Genomic DNA, 17,017 nt, shown 5'->3' on the forward strand with positions numbered 1-17,017 from the left:
AAGAAGCGGCGCGATGGCGGAACGTTCTCAGAATCTGCAGGACTTATTTCTCAATACTGTTCGCAAGCAAAAGATTTCCCTGACAATCTTTCTGATCAACGGCGTGAAGCTCACGGGCGTTGTTACCTCTTTTGACAATTTCTGTGTTCTTCTTCGCCGTGACGGCCACTCGCAGCTCGTGTATAAACATGCGATCTCGACGATCATGCCGGGTCAGCCGATGCAGATGTTCGAGAGTGAAGAAGCCGCGTCCTAACAGGATCAGCCGTCATTTCGACACGCGATACCAAGAACGATTCGATCATCCCTGAGGCCGCCAAGCACAGGGACGATATGCGCGCGACCGTCGTTGTGCCGGTTCTGAAATCGCGCAGTCGCGGCGGCCAGGCCGAATCGGCCTCCACCCGCACGCCGGAAAGCCGGCTTGAAGAGGCGACGGGGCTTGCCCAGGCGATCGACCTCGATGTCGTCAACGGTTCGATCGTGCCGGTCAACGATCCGAGGCCGGCAACGCTGCTCGGCACCGGCAAGATCGAGGAGATCAAGGCGCTGCTCGACGAGCGCGATTCCGGTCTCGTCATCGTCGACCATCCGCTGACGCCGGTGCAGCAGCGCAATCTCGAAAAGGAATGGAACGCCAAGGTCATCGACCGGACGGGTCTGATCCTCGAAATTTTCGGCCGCCGTGCCTCCACTAAGGAAGGCACGCTGCAGGTCGATCTCGCCCATCTGAATTATCAGAAGGGCCGGCTGGTGCGCAGCTGGACCCACCTTGAGCGCCAGCGCGGCGGCGGCGGTTTCATGGGCGGCCCTGGCGAAACCCAGATCGAAGCCGACCGGCGGCTCCTGCAGGACCGCATCATCAAGCTCGAACGCGAGCTGGAGCAGGTCGTGCGCACCCGTCAGCTCCACCGCGCCAAGCGCCGCAAGGTCCCGCATCCGATCGTAGCGCTGGTCGGCTATACCAATGCCGGCAAATCGACGCTGTTCAACCGCATCACTGGGGCAGGGGTGCTCGCCGAAGACATGCTCTTCGCCACGCTCGATCCGACGCTTCGGCGCATGAAACTGCCGCATGGCCGCACCGTCATCCTGTCCGACACCGTCGGCTTCATCTCTGACCTGCCGACCCATCTCGTCGCCGCCTTCCGCGCCACCTTGGAAGAGGTGCTGGAAGCCGATCTGATCCTGCATGTCCGCGACATGTCCGATCCCGACAACCAGGCGCAGAGCTCCGACGTGATGCGCATTCTCGGTGACCTCGGCATCGACGAGGCCGAAGCGCAGAAGCGGCTGATCGAGGTCTGGAACAAGATCGACCGGCTGGAGCCTGAGGTGCACGACACCATGGTGCAGAGGACGGCGGGCGCCAGCAATGTCGTCGCGGTTTCGGCCGTCAGCGGCGAGGGCGTCGATCGGCTGATGGAAGAGATCAGCCGCAGACTGTCAGGCGTGATGACCGAAACGACGATCCGCCTTCCCGTCGACAAGCTGGCGCTGCTGCCCTGGCTCTACGACCACGCGATCGTCGACGGCCGCGAAGACAATGAAGACGGCTCGATTACGCTCGATCTGCGCCTCTCGGAAACCGAAGCCGCCGAACTCGAGCGCCGCATCGGCAATGGGCCAAGGGCCGCTAAGGAAGATTGGGAGCGGTGAAGGTGCTTCCCCTTCTCCCAGCGGGGAGAAGGTGCCCGTAGGGCGGATGAGGGGGCCACACGGCACGCCCTTCATTGCTCTTCGCTTCCGCTCAGCGCATTTGCTCCTGCCGTCGCTCACCCCCTCATCTGCCTGCCGGCATCAACCGGGGCGAGCCACGGGTCTCGCCCGTCCTTCGGACACCCGCTGGGGAGAAGGGAGACGTGGCAACGCTGTGCTTCACTCAGCGCCAGCTATCACAGCTCTTTCAATCGCCTTGGCCGCCTGCCAGATTTCCTCCATCCGTTCCAGCGTCGCGTCTTCCAGCGTCTCACCATCCGCTTTAAGAACGTTCTCTATATGGCTGAATCGACGCCGGAACTTCGTATTCGTCCCGCGCAGTGCCTGTTCCGGATCCGCCTTCACATGCCGGCCGATATTGACGACCGCGAAGATCAAATCGCCGAGTTCGTCGCTGACCTTCGCCCGGTCGCCTTCCCCAAGCGCGACCCGCAATTCGCTGATCTCCTCCTCGATCTTGTCGAGGATCGGCTCGGGCGACGACCAGTCGAAACCGACTTTGGCGGCGCGTTCCTGCAGCTTCAGCGCCTCGGTCAGAGCCGGGAAGCTGCGCTGCACCGAGCCAAGGAATCCACCCTTGAAATCCTCGGTGATCCCCCGCCTTGCCCGGCGTTCGGCACGCTCGCGTTTCTCGGCCTGTTTGATCTTGTCCCACTGGATCTTCACTGCCTCCGGCGTATCGGCTTCCGAGCGGGCAAAGACATGCGGATGGCGGCGGATCATCTTGGTGGTGATGGCGTTGACCACGTCGCCGAAGGAGAACTCGCCGGCCTCTTCGGCCATGCGGGCATGGAAGACCACCTGCAGCAAGAGATCGCCCAGTTCATCGCAGAGATCGTCCATGTCGCCGCGCTCGATCGCATCGGAGACCTCGTAGGCCTCCTCGATCGTATAGGGCTTGATCGTCTGGAAATTCTGCTCGATGTCCCAGGGGCAGCCGGTCTCGGGGTGGCGCAGCGCCGCCATGATCTCGATCAGCCGCGAAATGTCTTTGGAAGGTTCCATGGTTCCTCGGTTCAAGGGCCTCAGTTCAGCGGAATATCGTTGGCGCTCTTCGACGACTGGTAGGTGGAAGACAGCGTGTCGTAGCGCGCCTTGATGCGGGCGGTCTGCGCCTTCAGCGCCGTTTTCAACTGAGCCTCTTCGGTCTCGATGAGATCGGCGATGGCAAAGCTGTTCCAGAAGGCGTTTTGCCTGCGATAGCCGCCGGGTTCAAGCCCGAAGACCTCCTTCAGGATCTTGAGATCGTGCGGAATGGCGAAGGCGTCGCGGGAATCCTCATGGCTGAAGAAATAATAGAAATTGTCGAAGCCCGCCCAGGTGATCGCCGACATGCACATGGTGCAGGGTTCGTGCGTCGACAGGAAGATCAGCTCCTTGGTCGCCGGCTTGTCGCCAAGCTCGTAGAAGCGCTTCAGCGTATGCACCTCGCCGTGCCAGAGCGGGTTCTCAAGTTCGTTATTGGTTTCGGCTACGACGAGCGACAGATCGGATTTGCGCAGGATCGCCGCGCCGAACACTTTGTTGCCGCCGGAAACGCCGCGTTCGGTCAGTGGCAGGATATCATCCTCGATGACCGAAAGCAGGCGGGCGGCGATGGTCGTGTCAGGCATTGGTGTCTCCGGTTTTCCCTCAGTCTATCGTCTTGGCGGCGCGAGCGAAATGCGAGAAACGCCGGTGGACGCCATTTATCACAGGCTTTACACTGCGCTGCAGCAATGGGCAGGGTGAGGCTTTTTTGCCAGCATGGGTGACTTTTCTCAAATCATTGATCGCGCGAGCAAAAGAATACGCCCTTGCTGGGGCTTTCGAATTTCTGTTCCTTCAAACCCTTGTCGATCACGGGCATATTCTGGCAACTTCGAAGTGGATTGATAATGCCTCCCAGGACTGAACAGCTTTCGGTATTTCCCGCCTTCTTTCGCGTGGAAGGCCAGAAGACGGCTGTCTTCGGCAATGGCGACGAAGCCTTCGCCAAGGTGCGGCTGCTGCTCAACACACGGGCTGGGATTGTCGCCTACGCCGAGAAGCCGGAAGCCGACTATCATGCCTTCCTGATCGCCAACCGCATCGAGACGGTGCGCGCCGGCTTTTCCGCCGACCAGGTCGAAGGGGCAGCCCTCGTTTTCGCCGCCACCGGCGATGAGGCCGAAGATCGCCGGATTGTCGATGCCGCCCGCGCCGCCAGGATTCCGGCCAATGCGGTCGATCAGCCCGATTACTGCGACTTCTTCACGCCGGCGCTGGTCAATCGCGCGCCCGTCGCCGTTGCGATCGGGACCGAAGGGGCGGGGCCGGTTCTGGCGCAGATGATCCGGGCCCAGATCGATCAGCTTCTTTCCCCCTCGCTCGGGCGTCTGGCGGCGCTGGCGACAAGCTATCGCAAATCCGTCGAGCAGCTGGTTCCCCGCGGCGTCACCCGCCGCGTCTTCTGGCGCCGCTTCTTCTCCGGGCCTGTTGCCGATGCAATTGCCAACGGCAACCTGCCGCAGGCGCAGCACGCCGCCGACCGGCTGCTGGGTTCGATGGACCGGGTTGCCGGCCATGTCTGGCTGGTCGGCGCCGGCCCGGGTGCCGAGGATCTGCTGACGTTGCGCGCCCAACGCGTGATGATGGAAGCCGATGTCATCGTCTACGACGCGCTCGTGCCGCAGGCGATCGTCGATATGGGCCGCCGCGACGCCGAGCGGCTTTCGGTCGGCAAGCGCAAGGGCTGTCATTCGAAGTCGCAGGAAGAGATCAACGAGCTGTTGGTCGACCTCGGCCGCCAGGGCAAGCGCGTCGTCCGCCTGAAATCCGGTGATCCCCTGGTCTATGGACGGGCCGGGGAAGAGATGGCGGCGCTGCGCGCTGCCGGCGTCACCTATGAGGTTGTGCCCGGCATCACCTCGGCTTTTGCCGCCGCTGCCGATTTCGAGCTGCCGCTGACGCTGCGTGGCGTCGCCTCCTCGCTGGTCTTCACGACAGGCCACGATCTCACAGGCGATGTATTGCCGGATTGGGCAAGCCTTGCCGTATCAGGCGCGACGATCGCCGTCTATATGGGCCGCACGGTTGCCGCCTCCGTCGCCGAACGGCTGATGCAGGCTGGCATTCCCGCCGAGACCACGGTTGCCGTCATCGAGAATGCCAGCCGCGCCGAGCGCCGGCTGCTGCATGGCACGCTCGCCGATCTGCCCGATCTGCAGCATCGCGATGAGTTGACCGGCCCTGTGATGGTCATCATCGGCGATGCGGTCGCCGGTGCCAATTTCGAACTGTCCGAGCCTCTGGTGCGCGCGAACGCCCGGCTCGAGGAACTTGCAAGGAGCTGAATATGGTAGACAAGGTCCTGACCGCCAACCGGCTGACGGACGGCATTGCCGTCTGGCTGGATGCGAACGGCAAGTGGTCGACCTCGCTGCAGGAGGCGCTCGTCGCCCGCCACGCCGAAGCCGTCGCCGCATTGGAAGAGATCGGCAAGAAGTCCTATGCCGACAACGAAGTCGTTGACGTCGCCGTCGTCGAAGTTCAGGAAACCGACGGCGTTCTCTGGCCGCTGCGCTTGCGTGAGCGAATCCGCGCCCAGGGACCGACCATGGAATATGCGCCGGGCTACGCTCCTGCCGATCCCGAATTCATTGCAGTCTGAGGAAGACGATGTACCGTTACGACGAATTTGACCATGCCTTTGTCACCGAGCGCGTCGAGCAGTTCCGCGACCAGGTCCAGCGTCGCCTTTCCGGCGAGCTGGCCGAGGACGCGTTCAAGCCGCTGCGCCTGATGAACGGCGTCTACCTGCAGCTTCACGCCTACATGCTGCGCATCGCCATTCCCTATGGCACGCTGAGCGCCCGTCAGCTGCGCATGCTCGCCCATATCGCCCGCACCTATGACCGCGGCTACGGCCACTTCACGACGCGCCAGAACCTGCAGTTCAACTGGCCGAAGCTGTCGGAAATCCCCGATGCGCTGGCCGACCTTGCCAGCGTCGAGATGCACGCGCTGCAGACGTCGGGCAACTGCATCCGGAACGTCACGGCCGATCACTTCGCCGGCGCTGCCGCCGATGAGATCGCTGATCCCAGACCCTATGCCGAAATCCTGCGCCAGTGGTCGTCGGTGCACCCGGAATTCTCCTTCCTGCCGCGCAAGTTCAAGATCGCCGTCACCGGCGCCGAGCGCGACCGCGCCGCAATCCAGGTCCACGATATCGGTCTGCATCTGAAGAAGAACGACAAGGGTGAAATCGGCTTTGCCGTCTATGTCGGCGGCGGCCAGGGCCGCACGCCGATGATCGCCAAGCTGATCCGCGACTTCCTTCCCGAGGAAGACCTGCTCTCCTACACCACGGCGATCGTGCGCGTGTACAATCTGCATGGCCGGCGCGACAACAAGTACAAGGCCCGCATCAAGATCCTGGTGCATGAAACCGGCGCCGAGGAGCTGACGCGCCAGGTGGAGGCGGAATTCGCTGCGCTCAGGGATAGCGAGCTGAAGCTGCCGGAGAAGGACGTCGAGGCGATCGCCGCCTATTTCGCGCCGCCGGCTCTGCCGCAGCGCGCCGAAGGCTGGGAAAACCTCGCTCGCTGGAAGAAGGCCGATCCGGCTTTCGCCCGCTGGGTCCAGCAGAACGTGCAGCCGCACAAGCACCCCGATTACGGCATGGTGACGATCTCGCTTAAGCCGATCGGCGGCATTCCGGGTGACGCTTCCGATGCGCAGATGGATGCCGTCGCCGATCTCGCCGAAGAATATGGCTTCGACGAAATCCGCGTCAGCCATGAGCAGAACCTGATCCTGCCGCATGTGGCGCTGGCCGATCTCGAAGCCGTCTATCGCGGCCTCGTCGCCATCAACCTGGCCGAAGCCAATGCCGGCCTGATCACCGATATCATTGCCTGTCCGGGGCTGGATTACTGCGCGCTTGCCAATGCGCGGTCCATTCCGGTGGCGCAGGAAATCTCCCGCCGTTTCGGCAGCCCCGAGCGCCAGGCAGAGATCGGCGAGCTGAAGATCAAAATCTCCGGCTGCATCAACGCCTGCGGCCATCACCATGTCGGCCATATCGGCTTGCTCGGTGTGGAGAAGAAAGGCGCCGAACTCTATCAGATCACGCTCGGCGGTTCCGGGGACGAACACACCTCGATCGGCGAGATCATCGGCCGCGGCTTCGAGCCGGACCGGGTGACCGACGCGATCGAGACAATTGTCGACACCTATCTCGGCCTGCGGCTTGATCCGTCCGAGACCTTCCTTGCCGCCTATCGCCGCGTCGGACCGCAGCCTTTCAAGACTGCGCTCTACGGCGCTGCCGCCGAAGCGGCGTAAGGAGGGGATGATGACGAAGATCTGGAGAGAAACCGGTTTTGTCGAAAACGATCCCTGGGTGATCGAAACCGACGAGGTGAAGGCGACCGGCGAGCAGAAGCCGTTGCTCAATCTCGACGACCTGATCGCCAGGGCCGATGAGAGCAACGAAGTCGGTCTCGGCGTGCTGATCAAGCCGGCCGACGACGTGCGCCGGCTGGAGCCCTACCTCGATCGCCTCGCAATCGTGGCCGTCGCCTTTCCGGCGTTCAACGACGGCCGCGCCTTCAGCCATGCTTCGCTGCTGCGCCAGCGCTTGGGTTATACCAGCGAGCTGCGCGCCGTCGGTGACGTGCTGATCGATCAGGTCCCGCTGATGCTGCGTGTCGGCATCGACAGCTTCTCGGTCAGCAATGCCACCGCGCTGAAGCGGCTCGCTGAAAACCGTCTTCCCGCCATTCCCCATCATTATCAGCCGGCAGTGCGTGACGCCGAAGCCGGCAAGGGCTATAGTTGGCGCCGTCAGGCGAAGCCGGCCGCATAAGCGGCCGGTCCGCCTCTTTACGATGGCGGAACAATAGCATGAAGACATTCGAAGTGGCGGTGATCGGTGGCGGTCTTGCCGGCATGATCGCCGCAATCGCGCTCGGCCGCGGCGGCCGCAGCGTCGCGCTGATTGCGCCCGTTGCCGCGAAGGAAGACAGGCGCACCACGGCGCTGATGGATCAGTCGATCCGTTTCCTCGACCGCCTGACGCTCTGGGAGAAGCTGCGCCCGGCAGCAGCACCACTCACCAGCATGCGCATCATTGACGGCACCGACCGGCTGCTGCGTGCGCCCACGACCACCTTCCGCGCCGCCGAAGTGGGCCTCGATGCCTTCGGCTATAATTTCCCGAACAAGGCGCTGAACGATATCCTCGAAGAGGCCGCGGCCGGCGAGGGCAATATCACCCGCTTCACCGATATGGCCGAATCGATCGAGATCTCTGCCGAGAAAGTGTCGATCAGTCTTGCCGGCGGCGAGACGCTGACGGCCGATTTTGCCGTCGGCGCTGACGGCCGCGGCTCGAAGCTGCGCGAGGCGGCAGGCATCGGCGTGCGCGACTGGTCCTATCCGCAATCGGCCATGGTGCTGAACTTTGCCCACTCCTTGCCGCATCAGAACACCTCGACCGAGTTCCACACCAAACACGGTCCCTTCACCCAGGTACCGCTGCCGGGAAGCCGCTCCAGCCTCGTCTGGGTGCGGGAGCCGGCCGAGGCCGCTGCCCGCATGGAATTGCCGCTCTCCGAACTTGGGCTTCTCGTCGAGGCGCAGATGCACTCCATGCTCGGCAAGGTCAGCGTCGAAGAAGGCGCCCAGATCTGGCCGCTCTCCGGCATGATGGCGCATCGCTTCGGCAAGGGGCGCATCGCGCTGATCGGCGAGGCCGCGCATGTCTTCCCGCCGATCGGGGCGCAGGGGCTGAATCTCAGCCTGCGCGATATCATGGCGCTTACTGACATCCTCTGCGACAGGGCCGAACTGCCGGTGCCCGCCGATGCCGGCGAAAGCTTCGACCGCCGGCGCCGCGCCGACATCATGACGCGTACGGCGAGCGTCGACCTTCTCAACCGCTCGCTGCTTTCGGATTTCCTCCCCGTTCAGATGCTGCGCGCCGCCGGCCTGCATATCCTCTCGGCCATTCCGCCGCTGCGCAACCTCGTCATGCGCGAGGGCATCGAGCCGGGCCGGGGTTTCCGTGATATTCCGGATTCCCTAAAGGAAAAGCTGAAGCGGAAGAAGGCCTGAGCGGATCGCGATCAGCCAGAGCGAAACGCTAGCCACCGAAAGCACTGTCGTGATCAGGATCGTCGCCGAGGCGCGCTCCTGCCACACGCCATATTGCTGGCCGATGACGAAGACATTGGTCGCCGTCGGCAGTGAGGCGAGCAGCACGGCCGCCTGGATCCAGACCGGCTCGAAACCGCCGATAACAGCCAGCGCCAGGAAAACGGCGATCGGATGCAAGATCAGCTTCGCCGGCACGATATAGGAGATCTCGGCCGGGATCCGCTTCAGCGGCCTCAGAGCCAGCGTCACGCCCATGGCAAAAAGCGCGCAGGGCGCCGCTGCCTGGGCGAGGTAGTCGACGAGGCGCTGGAACGCCGCCGGCTGCTCGAGATGCAGCGCGGCGACGGCAAAGCCTGCCGCCGTCGACAGGATGAAGGGATGCAACGCCACCTTGCGGACGATATCGCAAGCGAGCCGACCGGCCGATCGCTTGTCGTCGCCGGCCGCCGCCATCAGCGCCGGCGCCACGATGAAATGCAGCGCGTTTTCGAAGCAGACGATCAGCGCCACCGGCACGGCGGCGGCTTCGCCGAGCGCCAGCAGCGCCAGCCCCGGCCCCATATAGCCGATATTGCCATAGGCGCCGGCAAAGGACTGGATGGTGCATTCATCAAGCGGATTGCCGCGAACGAAACGCCCGATGATAAAGAGCAGGATGAAGACCGCATAGGTTGCGGCAATATCGGTGATGATGAAATCAACCCGCGTCAGCTCTTCGATCGGCGTGCGAGAGACGAGCTTGAAGAACAGCGCGGGCAGGGCGGCATAGATGATGAAGGTATTCAGCCAGCCGAGCGCATCGGCCGGCTGCTTCGTCGCCTTGGCGGCAAGGAAGCCGATCAGGATCAGGCCGAAGAACGGCAGGAGCAGGCTGATGATATCGGCCATATTCCCTCAGCCGATCCGCATCAGAATCGGAAAGGTCTGCTGGAACCAGATCGCCACATCGCTGACCCAGCCGAACAGGAAGGCGAGACCGGTGAGGATGAGGAAGATGCCCATCACCTTTTCCACGGTGCCGAGATGGCGGCGGAAGCGGGACAGGAAGCGCATGAAGGCGCCGGAAAAACCGGCGGCGATCCAGAAGGGGATCGCGAGACCCAGCGAATAGATCGCAAGCAGCCCGGCGCCGGAACCGACCGTCTCGCGCGAGGCGGCGACACCGAGGATGGCGCCGAGAACCGGTCCGATGCAGGGCGTCCAGCCGAAGGCGAAGGCGAGGCCCATGATATAGGCGCCCGTCAGCGTCGCCGGCTTGCCGCCGGCCTGGAAACGGGCCTCGCGAGCGAGCAGGCCGATTCGGAAGATGCCGAGGAAATTCAGCCCCATGACGATGATAACAAGCCCGCCGAGCTTGGAGAGCAGGTCGAGATGCTGACGAAGCGCCATGCCGATGCTCGAAGCGCCGGCGCCGAGCGCCACGAAGACGGTGGCAAAACCGAGCGTGAAGAGCAGCGCCGAGAACAGCACGCCACGCCTGATATCGGGCGAGACCGCGACCGCGCCGCCGCCGCGGAACTGCTCGACCGATATGCCGGCCATATAGCAGAGATAGGGCGGGACGAGGGGCAGCACGCAGGGCGAAAGAAAGGAAAGCGCTCCCGCGATCAGCGCGCTCCACAGGGAAATATCGGCAATCGACACGCATTCTCTCCGGCTGCAATCTGCGTGACGTTCCTAGCTTTGCAGGCCCTGGATTGCCAATCACCTTTTTGCGTGCGCAAGAAATGTGCCGATCACCGGAAAAAGCCGAATTTTTCGGTTGACCGCAATGGGTCACCTGCCTATGTTCCGCCCACTTCCAGCCGGGGTGCTTCACCCGCGGAGAGGGAGAGCGTAGCTCAGCCGGTAGAGCAACTGACTTTTAATCAGTAGGTCTCGGGTTCGAACCCCGACGCTCTCACCAATAGTTTCAATCACTTAGTAAGAATGCCAATCCTGCAACGGCTTGCTGGTCGCCACCGAGTCGCCACCGATCCAAGTGCGTGCATCTTCAGCCTTTTCGTTTACCTGCACTTAATTCGTATTTGTTCGCCTAAACTCGATTCGGAAAATACATCATATCACCGGCATCAACCTGAAACATGGAGGTGCCAATGCAACGAAACATCCGAGTCAAAGAGGCCGCTCACTATATCGGCCTTTCAAAATCCAGCCTCGACAAGCTTCGCCATTTTGGCGGAGGCCCAAAATACTTCAAACTCGGTCGAGCCGTGGTCTATTCAACCTCAGATCTGGACGCGTGGATGTCCGAACGCCGTCGATCCGAGACATGGGACGGCGCCAACGACAACGGTCGAGTTCGCGCCGCCTAGGCCATTTTCTGGACAATCGCCGGCTTCACGCCGACAAAGCCCCGCCACCACCTCATCACGTTTGCCGACCGGCCCGCGCCGGCGGAGAGGAGACACATGCGCATTTCCGACATTCAAGGTCCGTCCTTAACCGAAGTCATCGCATTCACCATGATCGAGAAGCCCGAAGACGTCGCGATAGTCGAGCGCCAGGCTGCCGATCGCATGGCTACTGTCCGCGGCTGGTACGGCTGGCACGTAGTCGACGTCGAAGTCATCGACGACGCTGACGAACTGGTGCGCCTGACCATCTACGCCCAGCCCGTCGGCGCCGGATACCGTGAAGAGGCAACCTTCACCTTCCTCACAGGCCAGGAAGGCAAGCGTCGATCCGCGCGCCTTGATGCATTCCTGGCCGCTTGCGGTGTGGAGGAGCGGGTAGGCGACACCCGAGAAATCAAGGGTCGCTTCTTCGCAACCAAGAATCGCGGCCGAGGCGCCAGAGACTTCGGACCGCTGACCAACGCACTGGTCGGCTGACCATGATAGTCGCCAACATGACGCCTGCCGCCGATCCGGGCGGCGGGGTGATGAAGCACGTCGCAAATTTCGACCTGCAAATCACCGATGACATCAGGATCTGCGGAATGCGGTTGTTGCGAGCGCCGGATGGCCGACTCCTGACCTATGCGCCCACCGCGCTTGGTGGTCGCCGGGCGGTGACTTTCTCGCCTCAAACGACTGCAGCAATTGTCGACGCCGCCCGCAACAGTTACTTGGAGCTCGTAACAGCCGATGACCGCAGCAACCCGGCAGCAGCCTGAACCCTCTACCGCGCTAGCCGTTGCGCTCGAATACAACGCAATGGGCTGGCCTGTCTTTCCCTGCCGCCACGCTCCCGAAGATGTCGCAGACCCGCAGACCGGTGAGATCGAGACTCGCGGCGCCAAGACGCCTCTTATTTCCAACGGGCTGAACGGCGCGACGCTAAACACGCCACTCATCGGCAGGCTCTGGGCGCGCTTTCCAGACGCAATGATCGGCGTGCCCACCGGGGAGAAGATCGGTGCGTGGGTCCTCGACATCGACGTGCCACCTGGTCACGCGGACGGCCGCATTTGGCTCGCTGAGATGGAGGCGAAGCACGGTAGGCTGCCGGAGACCCGAACGGCCACAACGGCCAGCGGCGGCCGGCACTATTTTTGGAAATATAGCTCCGACGTAAAGAACCGAGCGTCGATCGGTCCTGGCGCCGATCTGCGAGGCGAGGGCGGCTACGTCATTGCTGCCGGCAGCGTCATGGCCGACGGCCGACGCTATGCCTGGGACAACGACTTCGACATCGCTGAGGCTCCAGAGTGGCTGATGAAGCTGGCGACACCGCAGCAGTCGGCGCCGACGCCGGGTCACACCTTCGACTATCGTACCCGCGCCACCGATCGCTACGTGGAAGCAAGCGTCGACGACGAGCTACGCATCCTCGCGTCGACAGCGCAAGGCGCCCGCGGCCACCAGGTCAATGCCTCGGCTTACAATCTCGGGCGCTTCGTCGGTGCCAACCTCTTGAGCCGCTCCGAAGCCGAGGCCGGTCTCTACGCCGCTGCGCAAGCTAATGGGGTCGTCGCAAAAGATGGAGAGCGGGAGACGTGGGCGAAGATTAAGCGCGGGCTCGATGCGGGCATCCTGAATCCGAAACAGATCCCGGAACGAGAAGTTGCTGACAACACACCCCCGATGGATCACTCGCGGATGGTCGAGCGAGCGAGAGAGAAATCAGCTGCTCAAAAGCTAGAAGCGGCTAATGACAACGTCCCGCCCGCATCGATCATTTCCGAATTGCCTGTGGTCAATCCGGCTGATTGGGAAGGCAAAGAGGTGCCTCCTCGTGAATGGTTCATCGCCGATTGGATTCCTCACCGACAGGTGACAATCCTATCCGGCGATGGTGGCGTAGGTAAATCTCTGCTTGCGCTTCAGTTCGGCGCCGCGTCGGCGCTCGCGGTAGACACCGCAGGCCTTTCGCCCAAGCCTGGCAAGGTTCTGTATCTCGGCGCTGAGGACGAAGAGGATGAGTTCCATCGACGGCTTGCCGATATCGTCCGCGGACATGGGCGACAGCTCTCCGACCTAAGCGATTTCCGGCTGGTGCCGATGGCCGACTTGGACGCTCTGTTGGCAGTGCCCGATTCTAAGGGGGTGCTGCAGCCGACGAAGGTCTGGACGAAGTTCTGCGAGCTCGCTCGAAGCTTCGAACCCAGGTTCATCGTTCTCGATACTGTCGCGGATCTCTTCGGCGGAGATGAGATCAAACGTGGGCAGGCGCGGCAATTTATTGGCATGCTTCGGAAGTTGGCCATTGAGCTGGACTGCTCGATCATGCTCCTGGCGCATCCATCGCAAGAGGGTATTCGATCCGGCACGGGATCGTCGGGCAGCACGGGATGGAAAAATAGCTCACGCTCCATGCTCTATTTCAGCCGGTCCGATGACAAGGAGGCTGACACAGATCTTCGGTTCCTGACAAATAAGAAGATAAACTACGCCGGCGTCGGTAACGAAATCCGGCTCCGATGGGAAAGCGGATGTTTCGTTCCAGAGATTGCTGGATCCTCACCGGCAATCGGACTGCTTAACCGGCAGGCAGAGAGAACCTTCATTGATCTTCTTCGCACCTTCTCGAGAACCGGCCAGCATGTGGGGGCGTCGCCAGGGACAAACTTCGCACCGGCGAAAATGGCGAAGCATCCAAGCGCCGGCGGCGTTTCGAAGAAATCACTCGAAGCTGCAATGCAGCGGCTCCTGGAGGATGGGACAATCAAACTGGTTTGGGAAGGCCCGGCCTCGAAACAAAGACAGAGGCTAATCGTCACCGCGGATGATTATTTTTCACGAAAAAGGGACGAAGAGTGATTTCCACCGACCTTCCACCGGCCTTCCACCACCCTTCCACCGCGTTCCACCGACCCTTCCACCTCTCCCCCTATAACCCCCGGCGAGGTGGAAGCACCTCGCGGTGGTGGAAACCACCGCAGCGCTCCCACGCTCTGAAAGGAAAAGACATGCCGTTACGCATACGCGTCCAAAATATCGGCGGGCCGTTCCCGGGCCGCGGTGCTGCGCCCGAGATGCTGCACGACAAAATCCTCCCCCGCGGCCAGCGGGCAGCGTTCGAAAGGCTCAACGACTTGGCCGCGATGCGGCCAACCGTCACCGATGCCGGCAGCCTGGTGGCTGTCAATGACAACGAGCCGATCCTCTCAGCAAGAAAGGCCCACAAGTGAAATTCAAATCATTCGCCGAGGCCCTGTCGGCCGATCGTCCCATTCCCGCAAATGACAATAAGACGCGTAAACCAAAGCAGCCCCGTTATCGCGGCACGCTCCCGGCGCTCCGGTGGTTGTTTGACAACCATCCGGATTTGGCTCCAGCCATGGCGGCAGCTAAGCCGAAAACAGAGGGTAACTGGTCAGCTGACCTCGCCGACGGTCGGCAGGAGATCCGCCCCACAGTCGGCGAGCTGTTAAAAGCCGCGGAAGGCGCCTCGCAGAAGTTTGATCCGACGGACGATCGAAAGAACAATGAACGCATTTCGCTCGGATCCCTGAAGTTTCTACGCGGCCGCCTCATCGAGTGGGCGGTAACAAAGAAGGGTCACCGGCTTCGGCCAGTCGATCGAGTAGCGCAGGTCGGCGGAGACGCTGTTCATCAACGCGATCCAGCCCGCTACCTAAAAACAAGGGCAACGGCGCCGTCCCCATTCGATGCCTATCCGTTGCCTCGGAATATGTCTGGCCAGCCGATGCTGCCTCCCATGCTGGATCCTTTGAATGGTGTAGCGGAAGGCCGGCGCCTGCTGCAGAGCCTGGGTATCGACGGGACGGTGCCTTTGGAAAAGTTGCCGATTCCGGCGACGAGGTGCAGTGACGCTGTCGCGAAGAACGCCGTTTTCCTAGGCGGGATCTCGAGCCCAAAGGGCAATACATCGAGCGGAGCCCAAGCCTGGGAAGCACCAGAAGCAACGCGAGGCGAAGCGGCGACGGTGATTGAGGAAGTCTTTGCACGAGGCACGCTCAGGTCGATCGGCTTGCGACTGGGGTACAGTGAAGACTATGCCGATCGGGCCGGGAAAGCGGCTTTAATCGAGGCGGCGAGGGTTCTCGCCGTAGCAAACGACAATAAAGTTTCAATCGATGTGCCCAAATGTGGCGCGCTGTGATGTATTTGATTGAAGATAAAGGGCCGCCATTCGGTGGCCCTCTTCAGTTTGGGGCGCCGTCAACCGCGGACGTTTGAGACTCGCGAGTTCGCCGGGCCAGCCTCTTTCCTATTCGTCTTGCGCTGATGCCTCCTGCTGCCGCGCATGCAATTCCCGGATGATCTGATCGCCTAGGTGACGGGTGTTTTTTGGCGTCCCAGTGCTGTTAAGATGATCAATGCCGAGTTCGATCGATAGCTCGCGAAGAAGAGGTAATGCGGGTGCAACTAACTGACCATCCCTCAAAACCTCGACAGTTCCGTTCTCGTACTGGCGAATCTGGATTTGGCCGGCATTGGCCACTTTGGTGATTTGTAGGTTGCTGAGAGGAACGTGGTCGGCTTGCGTTGGCGACTTGTAGGTCGGAAAGACAAGCTTTCCAGCTCGGGTTCGCATGCTGTCTCGGGCTTCGGATGCCGGAAGATCCATCAATATTTCGATCGCCAGCTCTTTCGCGTTGATCCTGAGGACCACCACCCGATCGACATCGCTGAATGTGTTTTCATTGAACGAGACTTGGGTCGAAGAGGTCACAGTCTTAACAGAGATCTTCTGCCCGTCCGCGCTCACCACGTCATAACCACGCTGCTTCGACTCGGGCGCCATTTGCCCGTAGGTGAACATAGCTGTGTAGAGTTCGCCGATACGGCCGGTGAGGTGATTGAGCTCTGACGCTGGAACGCCCCATGCGAGTTCGCGCTCGAACCATGAGAGCGCTTCGCCCAGTGATTTGATTATCTGGAATTGGTTTAAAGCCATCAAGTGCCCCCCGCAGATGCGCGGACGTTACGGCAAAAACCTTTCCAATTACCGCAGCGCGCCTCCTCTCGCGACGCGGTAATCCTGCGCCGGGCTCCCTTCGGGTTGAGCTCGGCGCTTTCGCTATTTCTTGAGACGCTCGGCCGCCCTGTTCGCCTCGTTGCGGTCGGATCCATGTCGCTTTACGATTTTCTCGGCTTCGTCGCGGCTTATCCCATGCTTCCGGGCGAAGTATGCGACTTCGTACGGTTCGCTCGCAGATATCCTTCTGCGGTCTGCGGCGCCTCGCTTGGACTTATCATCGGCCATTGCTGTTTCCTCCATTGGAGGAGACTGAACGCTTGAGTTATTCGGCGGTTCCTGCGGCTTGCTCAGTAGAGGCCGCTAGTATCTTGATGAGTGGGTTCCCATATACCTAGCCCGTGCCTGGCTCTGGTAGCTAGGAGGTCAACAAGCGGTTGACAAACACTCGGACATGCCACATATCAAATGCATCAACACCGCGATGACGAACTCATCGTACTTCATGTGAGCAGCCCGGAGCCTTACCAACTCGCGGGCTGTTTCATTTAGGTGGCTCAGCGCCGGTTCGGGCGGCGCCTTGCCTCGTTGCTAGCTAATTAGCGCTTTGTAAAGCGATCCTTGAGCTCAACCAGGGCCAGCAATGTAGCTGGGACGGTCAAAGCAACGATCAGTATATCAACACCGGTCATTCGAACTCCTTCCTGCGAGCTTGGGCTAGATTTATCCGGTTACCAGCCGGACATCCCACTTCTAGTCGGCTCGTAGGACATTCACCCGTGCTTACATCCTTCGAGTTGACCCAACTGTCGGTCAGCCGCGCAGCTAAAGTGGCAGCTCGCAA

At 61.5% G+C, this 17,017-nt stretch carries 19 protein-coding genes and 1 tRNA gene; 14 read left to right on the forward strand and 6 right to left on the reverse strand.

The features are described from left to right. Nucleotides 1-13: 13 nt before the first annotated feature. Both hfq and hflX read left to right on the forward strand, forming a co-directional pair. On the forward strand, nucleotides 14-256 hold the full coding sequence (gene hfq, locus J0663_RS19170; RefSeq protein ID WP_003539403.1) for an RNA chaperone Hfq: 243 nt from the start codon (nucleotides 14-16) through the stop codon (nucleotides 254-256). A 77-nt stretch (nucleotides 257-333) separates the two neighbouring features. Continuing rightward, nucleotides 334-1,659 carry a GTPase HflX gene (gene hflX, locus J0663_RS19175; protein ID WP_207241955.1) on the forward strand — a complete coding sequence of 442 codons (1,326 nt, stop codon included), beginning with the start codon at nucleotides 334-336 and terminating at the stop codon, nucleotides 1,657-1,659. Nucleotides 1,660-1,878: 219 nt separating this feature from the next. On the opposite strand, the gene mazG is transcribed toward hflX, so the two are convergent. Both mazG and J0663_RS19185 read right to left on the reverse strand, forming a co-directional pair. Next, nucleotides 1,879-2,724: a nucleoside triphosphate pyrophosphohydrolase gene (mazG, locus tag J0663_RS19180; RefSeq protein WP_207241956.1), complete on the reverse strand. Its 846-nt coding sequence runs from the start codon at nucleotides 2,722-2,724 to the stop codon at nucleotides 1,879-1,881. Between the two features lie 20 nt (nucleotides 2,725-2,744). After that, the gene (locus tag J0663_RS19185; RefSeq protein ID WP_207241957.1) at nucleotides 2,745-3,332 is read right to left on the reverse strand and encodes a deaminase; all 588 of its coding nucleotides are present in this window, start codon (nucleotides 3,330-3,332) and stop codon (nucleotides 2,745-2,747) included. 264 nt (nucleotides 3,333-3,596) lie between these two features. On the opposite strand from J0663_RS19185, the gene cysG reads away from it, so the two are divergent. From cysG to J0663_RS19210, 5 genes are read left to right on the forward strand one after another with little or no spacing between them, the layout of a single operon-like run. Beyond that, nucleotides 3,597-5,033, forward strand: coding sequence for a siroheme synthase CysG (gene cysG, locus J0663_RS19190; RefSeq protein ID WP_207241958.1), 1,437 nt, complete (start codon nucleotides 3,597-3,599; stop codon nucleotides 5,031-5,033). 2 nt (nucleotides 5,034-5,035) lie between these two features. Beyond that, nucleotides 5,036-5,350 (forward strand): DUF2849 domain-containing protein, encoded by a 315-nt coding sequence (locus J0663_RS19195; RefSeq protein WP_207241959.1) that lies wholly within the window; start codon nucleotides 5,036-5,038, stop codon nucleotides 5,348-5,350. 8 nt (nucleotides 5,351-5,358) lie between these two features. After that, a complete protein-coding gene (locus J0663_RS19200) occupies nucleotides 5,359-7,029 on the forward strand; it encodes a nitrite/sulfite reductase (protein ID WP_207241960.1) in 1,671 nt (556 codons plus the stop codon). Nucleotides 7,030-7,039: 10 nt separating this feature from the next. Further along, entirely contained in the window at nucleotides 7,040-7,552 is a 513-nt protein-coding gene (locus J0663_RS19205; protein ID WP_207241961.1) for a DUF934 domain-containing protein, read from the forward strand. 38 nt (nucleotides 7,553-7,590) lie between these two features. Beyond that, nucleotides 7,591-8,802 carry a UbiH/UbiF family hydroxylase gene (locus J0663_RS19210; RefSeq protein WP_207241962.1) on the forward strand — a complete coding sequence of 404 codons (1,212 nt, stop codon included), beginning with the start codon at nucleotides 7,591-7,593 and terminating at the stop codon, nucleotides 8,800-8,802. Here J0663_RS19210 and J0663_RS19215 read toward each other — a convergent pair. Beyond that, nucleotides 8,770-9,732 carry an AEC family transporter gene (locus J0663_RS19215; RefSeq protein WP_207241963.1) on the reverse strand — a complete coding sequence of 321 codons (963 nt, stop codon included), beginning with the start codon at nucleotides 9,730-9,732 and terminating at the stop codon, nucleotides 8,770-8,772. The two genes, J0663_RS19210 and J0663_RS19215, sit on opposite strands and share 33 nt — an antisense overlap. A gap of 6 nt (nucleotides 9,733-9,738) precedes the next feature. Continuing rightward, nucleotides 9,739-10,488: a cytochrome c biogenesis CcdA family protein gene (locus tag J0663_RS19220; protein ID WP_207241964.1), complete on the reverse strand. Its 750-nt coding sequence runs from the start codon at nucleotides 10,486-10,488 to the stop codon at nucleotides 9,739-9,741. Nucleotides 10,489-10,674: 186 nt separating this feature from the next. On the opposite strand from J0663_RS19220, the gene J0663_RS19225 reads away from it, so the two are divergent. The 7 genes from J0663_RS19225 (at nucleotide 10,675) to J0663_RS19255 (ending at nucleotide 15,354) form a co-directional block, all read left to right on the forward strand. After that, nucleotides 10,675-10,750 (forward strand) — tRNA-Lys (locus tag J0663_RS19225). Nucleotides 10,751-10,940: 190 nt separating this feature from the next. Then, the gene (locus J0663_RS19230; RefSeq protein WP_207241965.1) at nucleotides 10,941-11,159 is read left to right on the forward strand and encodes a helix-turn-helix transcriptional regulator; all 219 of its coding nucleotides are present in this window, start codon (nucleotides 10,941-10,943) and stop codon (nucleotides 11,157-11,159) included. Between the two features lie 96 nt (nucleotides 11,160-11,255). After that, the gene (locus J0663_RS19235) at nucleotides 11,256-11,678 is read left to right on the forward strand and encodes a hypothetical protein (protein ID WP_207241966.1); all 423 of its coding nucleotides are present in this window, start codon (nucleotides 11,256-11,258) and stop codon (nucleotides 11,676-11,678) included. Nucleotides 11,679-11,680: 2 nt separating this feature from the next. Continuing rightward, entirely contained in the window at nucleotides 11,681-11,962 is a 282-nt protein-coding gene (locus J0663_RS19240) for a hypothetical protein (RefSeq protein ID WP_207241967.1), read from the forward strand. Beyond that, complete coding sequence (locus tag J0663_RS19245; RefSeq protein WP_207241968.1) at nucleotides 11,934-14,048, forward strand: bifunctional DNA primase/polymerase; 2,115 nt, start codon at nucleotides 11,934-11,936, stop codon at nucleotides 14,046-14,048. The genes J0663_RS19240 and J0663_RS19245 overlap by 29 nt, the downstream gene beginning before the upstream one ends. A 149-nt stretch (nucleotides 14,049-14,197) precedes the next feature. Beyond that, entirely contained in the window at nucleotides 14,198-14,419 is a 222-nt protein-coding gene (locus tag J0663_RS19250) for a hypothetical protein (protein ID WP_207241969.1), read from the forward strand. Next, nucleotides 14,416-15,354, forward strand: a complete 939-nt coding sequence (locus J0663_RS19255) for a hypothetical protein (RefSeq protein ID WP_207241970.1) — start codon at nucleotides 14,416-14,418, stop codon at nucleotides 15,352-15,354. The genes J0663_RS19250 and J0663_RS19255 overlap by 4 nt, the downstream gene beginning before the upstream one ends. Before the next feature lie 108 nt (nucleotides 15,355-15,462). Here the strand turns inward: J0663_RS19255 and J0663_RS19260 are convergent, their stop codons facing one another. Together J0663_RS19260 and J0663_RS19265 are read right to left on the reverse strand one after the other, a co-directional pair. After that, nucleotides 15,463-16,152 carry a DUF6998 domain-containing protein gene (locus J0663_RS19260; RefSeq protein ID WP_207241971.1) on the reverse strand — a complete coding sequence of 230 codons (690 nt, stop codon included), beginning with the start codon at nucleotides 16,150-16,152 and terminating at the stop codon, nucleotides 15,463-15,465. Between the two features lie 123 nt (nucleotides 16,153-16,275). Next, complete coding sequence (locus tag J0663_RS19265) at nucleotides 16,276-16,476, reverse strand: DUF3606 domain-containing protein (protein ID WP_311043604.1); 201 nt, start codon at nucleotides 16,474-16,476, stop codon at nucleotides 16,276-16,278. Between the last annotated feature and the right edge of the window lie 541 nt (nucleotides 16,477-17,017).

Source organism: Rhizobium lentis (assembly GCF_017352135.1).
GTDB lineage: Bacteria > Pseudomonadota > Alphaproteobacteria > Rhizobiales > Rhizobiaceae > Rhizobium > Rhizobium lentis.

Excerpts from the sequence above, each read along its gene's own strand:
- hfq (WP_003539403.1), top strand. The coding sequence starts at position 14 with ATGGCGGAACGTTCTCAGAATCTGCAGGACTTATTTCTCAATACTGTT.
- hflX (WP_207241955.1), top strand. The coding sequence starts at position 334 with ATGCGCGCGACCGTCGTTGTGCCGGTTCTGAAATCGCGCAGTCGCGGC.
- mazG (WP_207241956.1), bottom strand. The coding sequence starts at position 2,724 with ATGGAACCTTCCAAAGACATTTCGCGGCTGATCGAGATCATGGCGGCG.
- J0663_RS19185 (WP_207241957.1), bottom strand. The coding sequence starts at position 3,332 with ATGCCTGACACGACCATCGCCGCCCGCCTGCTTTCGGTCATCGAGGAT.
- cysG (WP_207241958.1), top strand. The coding sequence starts at position 3,597 with ATGCCTCCCAGGACTGAACAGCTTTCGGTATTTCCCGCCTTCTTTCGC.
- J0663_RS19195 (WP_207241959.1), top strand. The coding sequence starts at position 5,036 with ATGGTAGACAAGGTCCTGACCGCCAACCGGCTGACGGACGGCATTGCC.
- J0663_RS19200 (WP_207241960.1), top strand. The coding sequence starts at position 5,359 with ATGTACCGTTACGACGAATTTGACCATGCCTTTGTCACCGAGCGCGTC.
- J0663_RS19205 (WP_207241961.1), top strand. The coding sequence starts at position 7,040 with ATGACGAAGATCTGGAGAGAAACCGGTTTTGTCGAAAACGATCCCTGG.
- J0663_RS19210 (WP_207241962.1), top strand. The coding sequence starts at position 7,591 with ATGAAGACATTCGAAGTGGCGGTGATCGGTGGCGGTCTTGCCGGCATG.
- J0663_RS19215 (WP_207241963.1), bottom strand. The coding sequence starts at position 9,732 with ATGGCCGATATCATCAGCCTGCTCCTGCCGTTCTTCGGCCTGATCCTG.
- J0663_RS19230 (WP_207241965.1), top strand. The coding sequence starts at position 10,941 with ATGCAACGAAACATCCGAGTCAAAGAGGCCGCTCACTATATCGGCCTT.
- J0663_RS19235 (WP_207241966.1), top strand. The coding sequence starts at position 11,256 with ATGCGCATTTCCGACATTCAAGGTCCGTCCTTAACCGAAGTCATCGCA.
- J0663_RS19240 (WP_207241967.1), top strand. The coding sequence starts at position 11,681 with ATGATAGTCGCCAACATGACGCCTGCCGCCGATCCGGGCGGCGGGGTG.
- J0663_RS19245 (WP_207241968.1), top strand. The coding sequence starts at position 11,934 with ATGACCGCAGCAACCCGGCAGCAGCCTGAACCCTCTACCGCGCTAGCC.
- J0663_RS19250 (WP_207241969.1), top strand. The coding sequence starts at position 14,198 with ATGCCGTTACGCATACGCGTCCAAAATATCGGCGGGCCGTTCCCGGGC.
- J0663_RS19260 (WP_207241971.1), bottom strand. The coding sequence starts at position 16,152 with ATGGCTTTAAACCAATTCCAGATAATCAAATCACTGGGCGAAGCGCTC.
- J0663_RS19265 (WP_311043604.1), bottom strand. The coding sequence starts at position 16,476 with ATGGAGGAAACAGCAATGGCCGATGATAAGTCCAAGCGAGGCGCCGCA.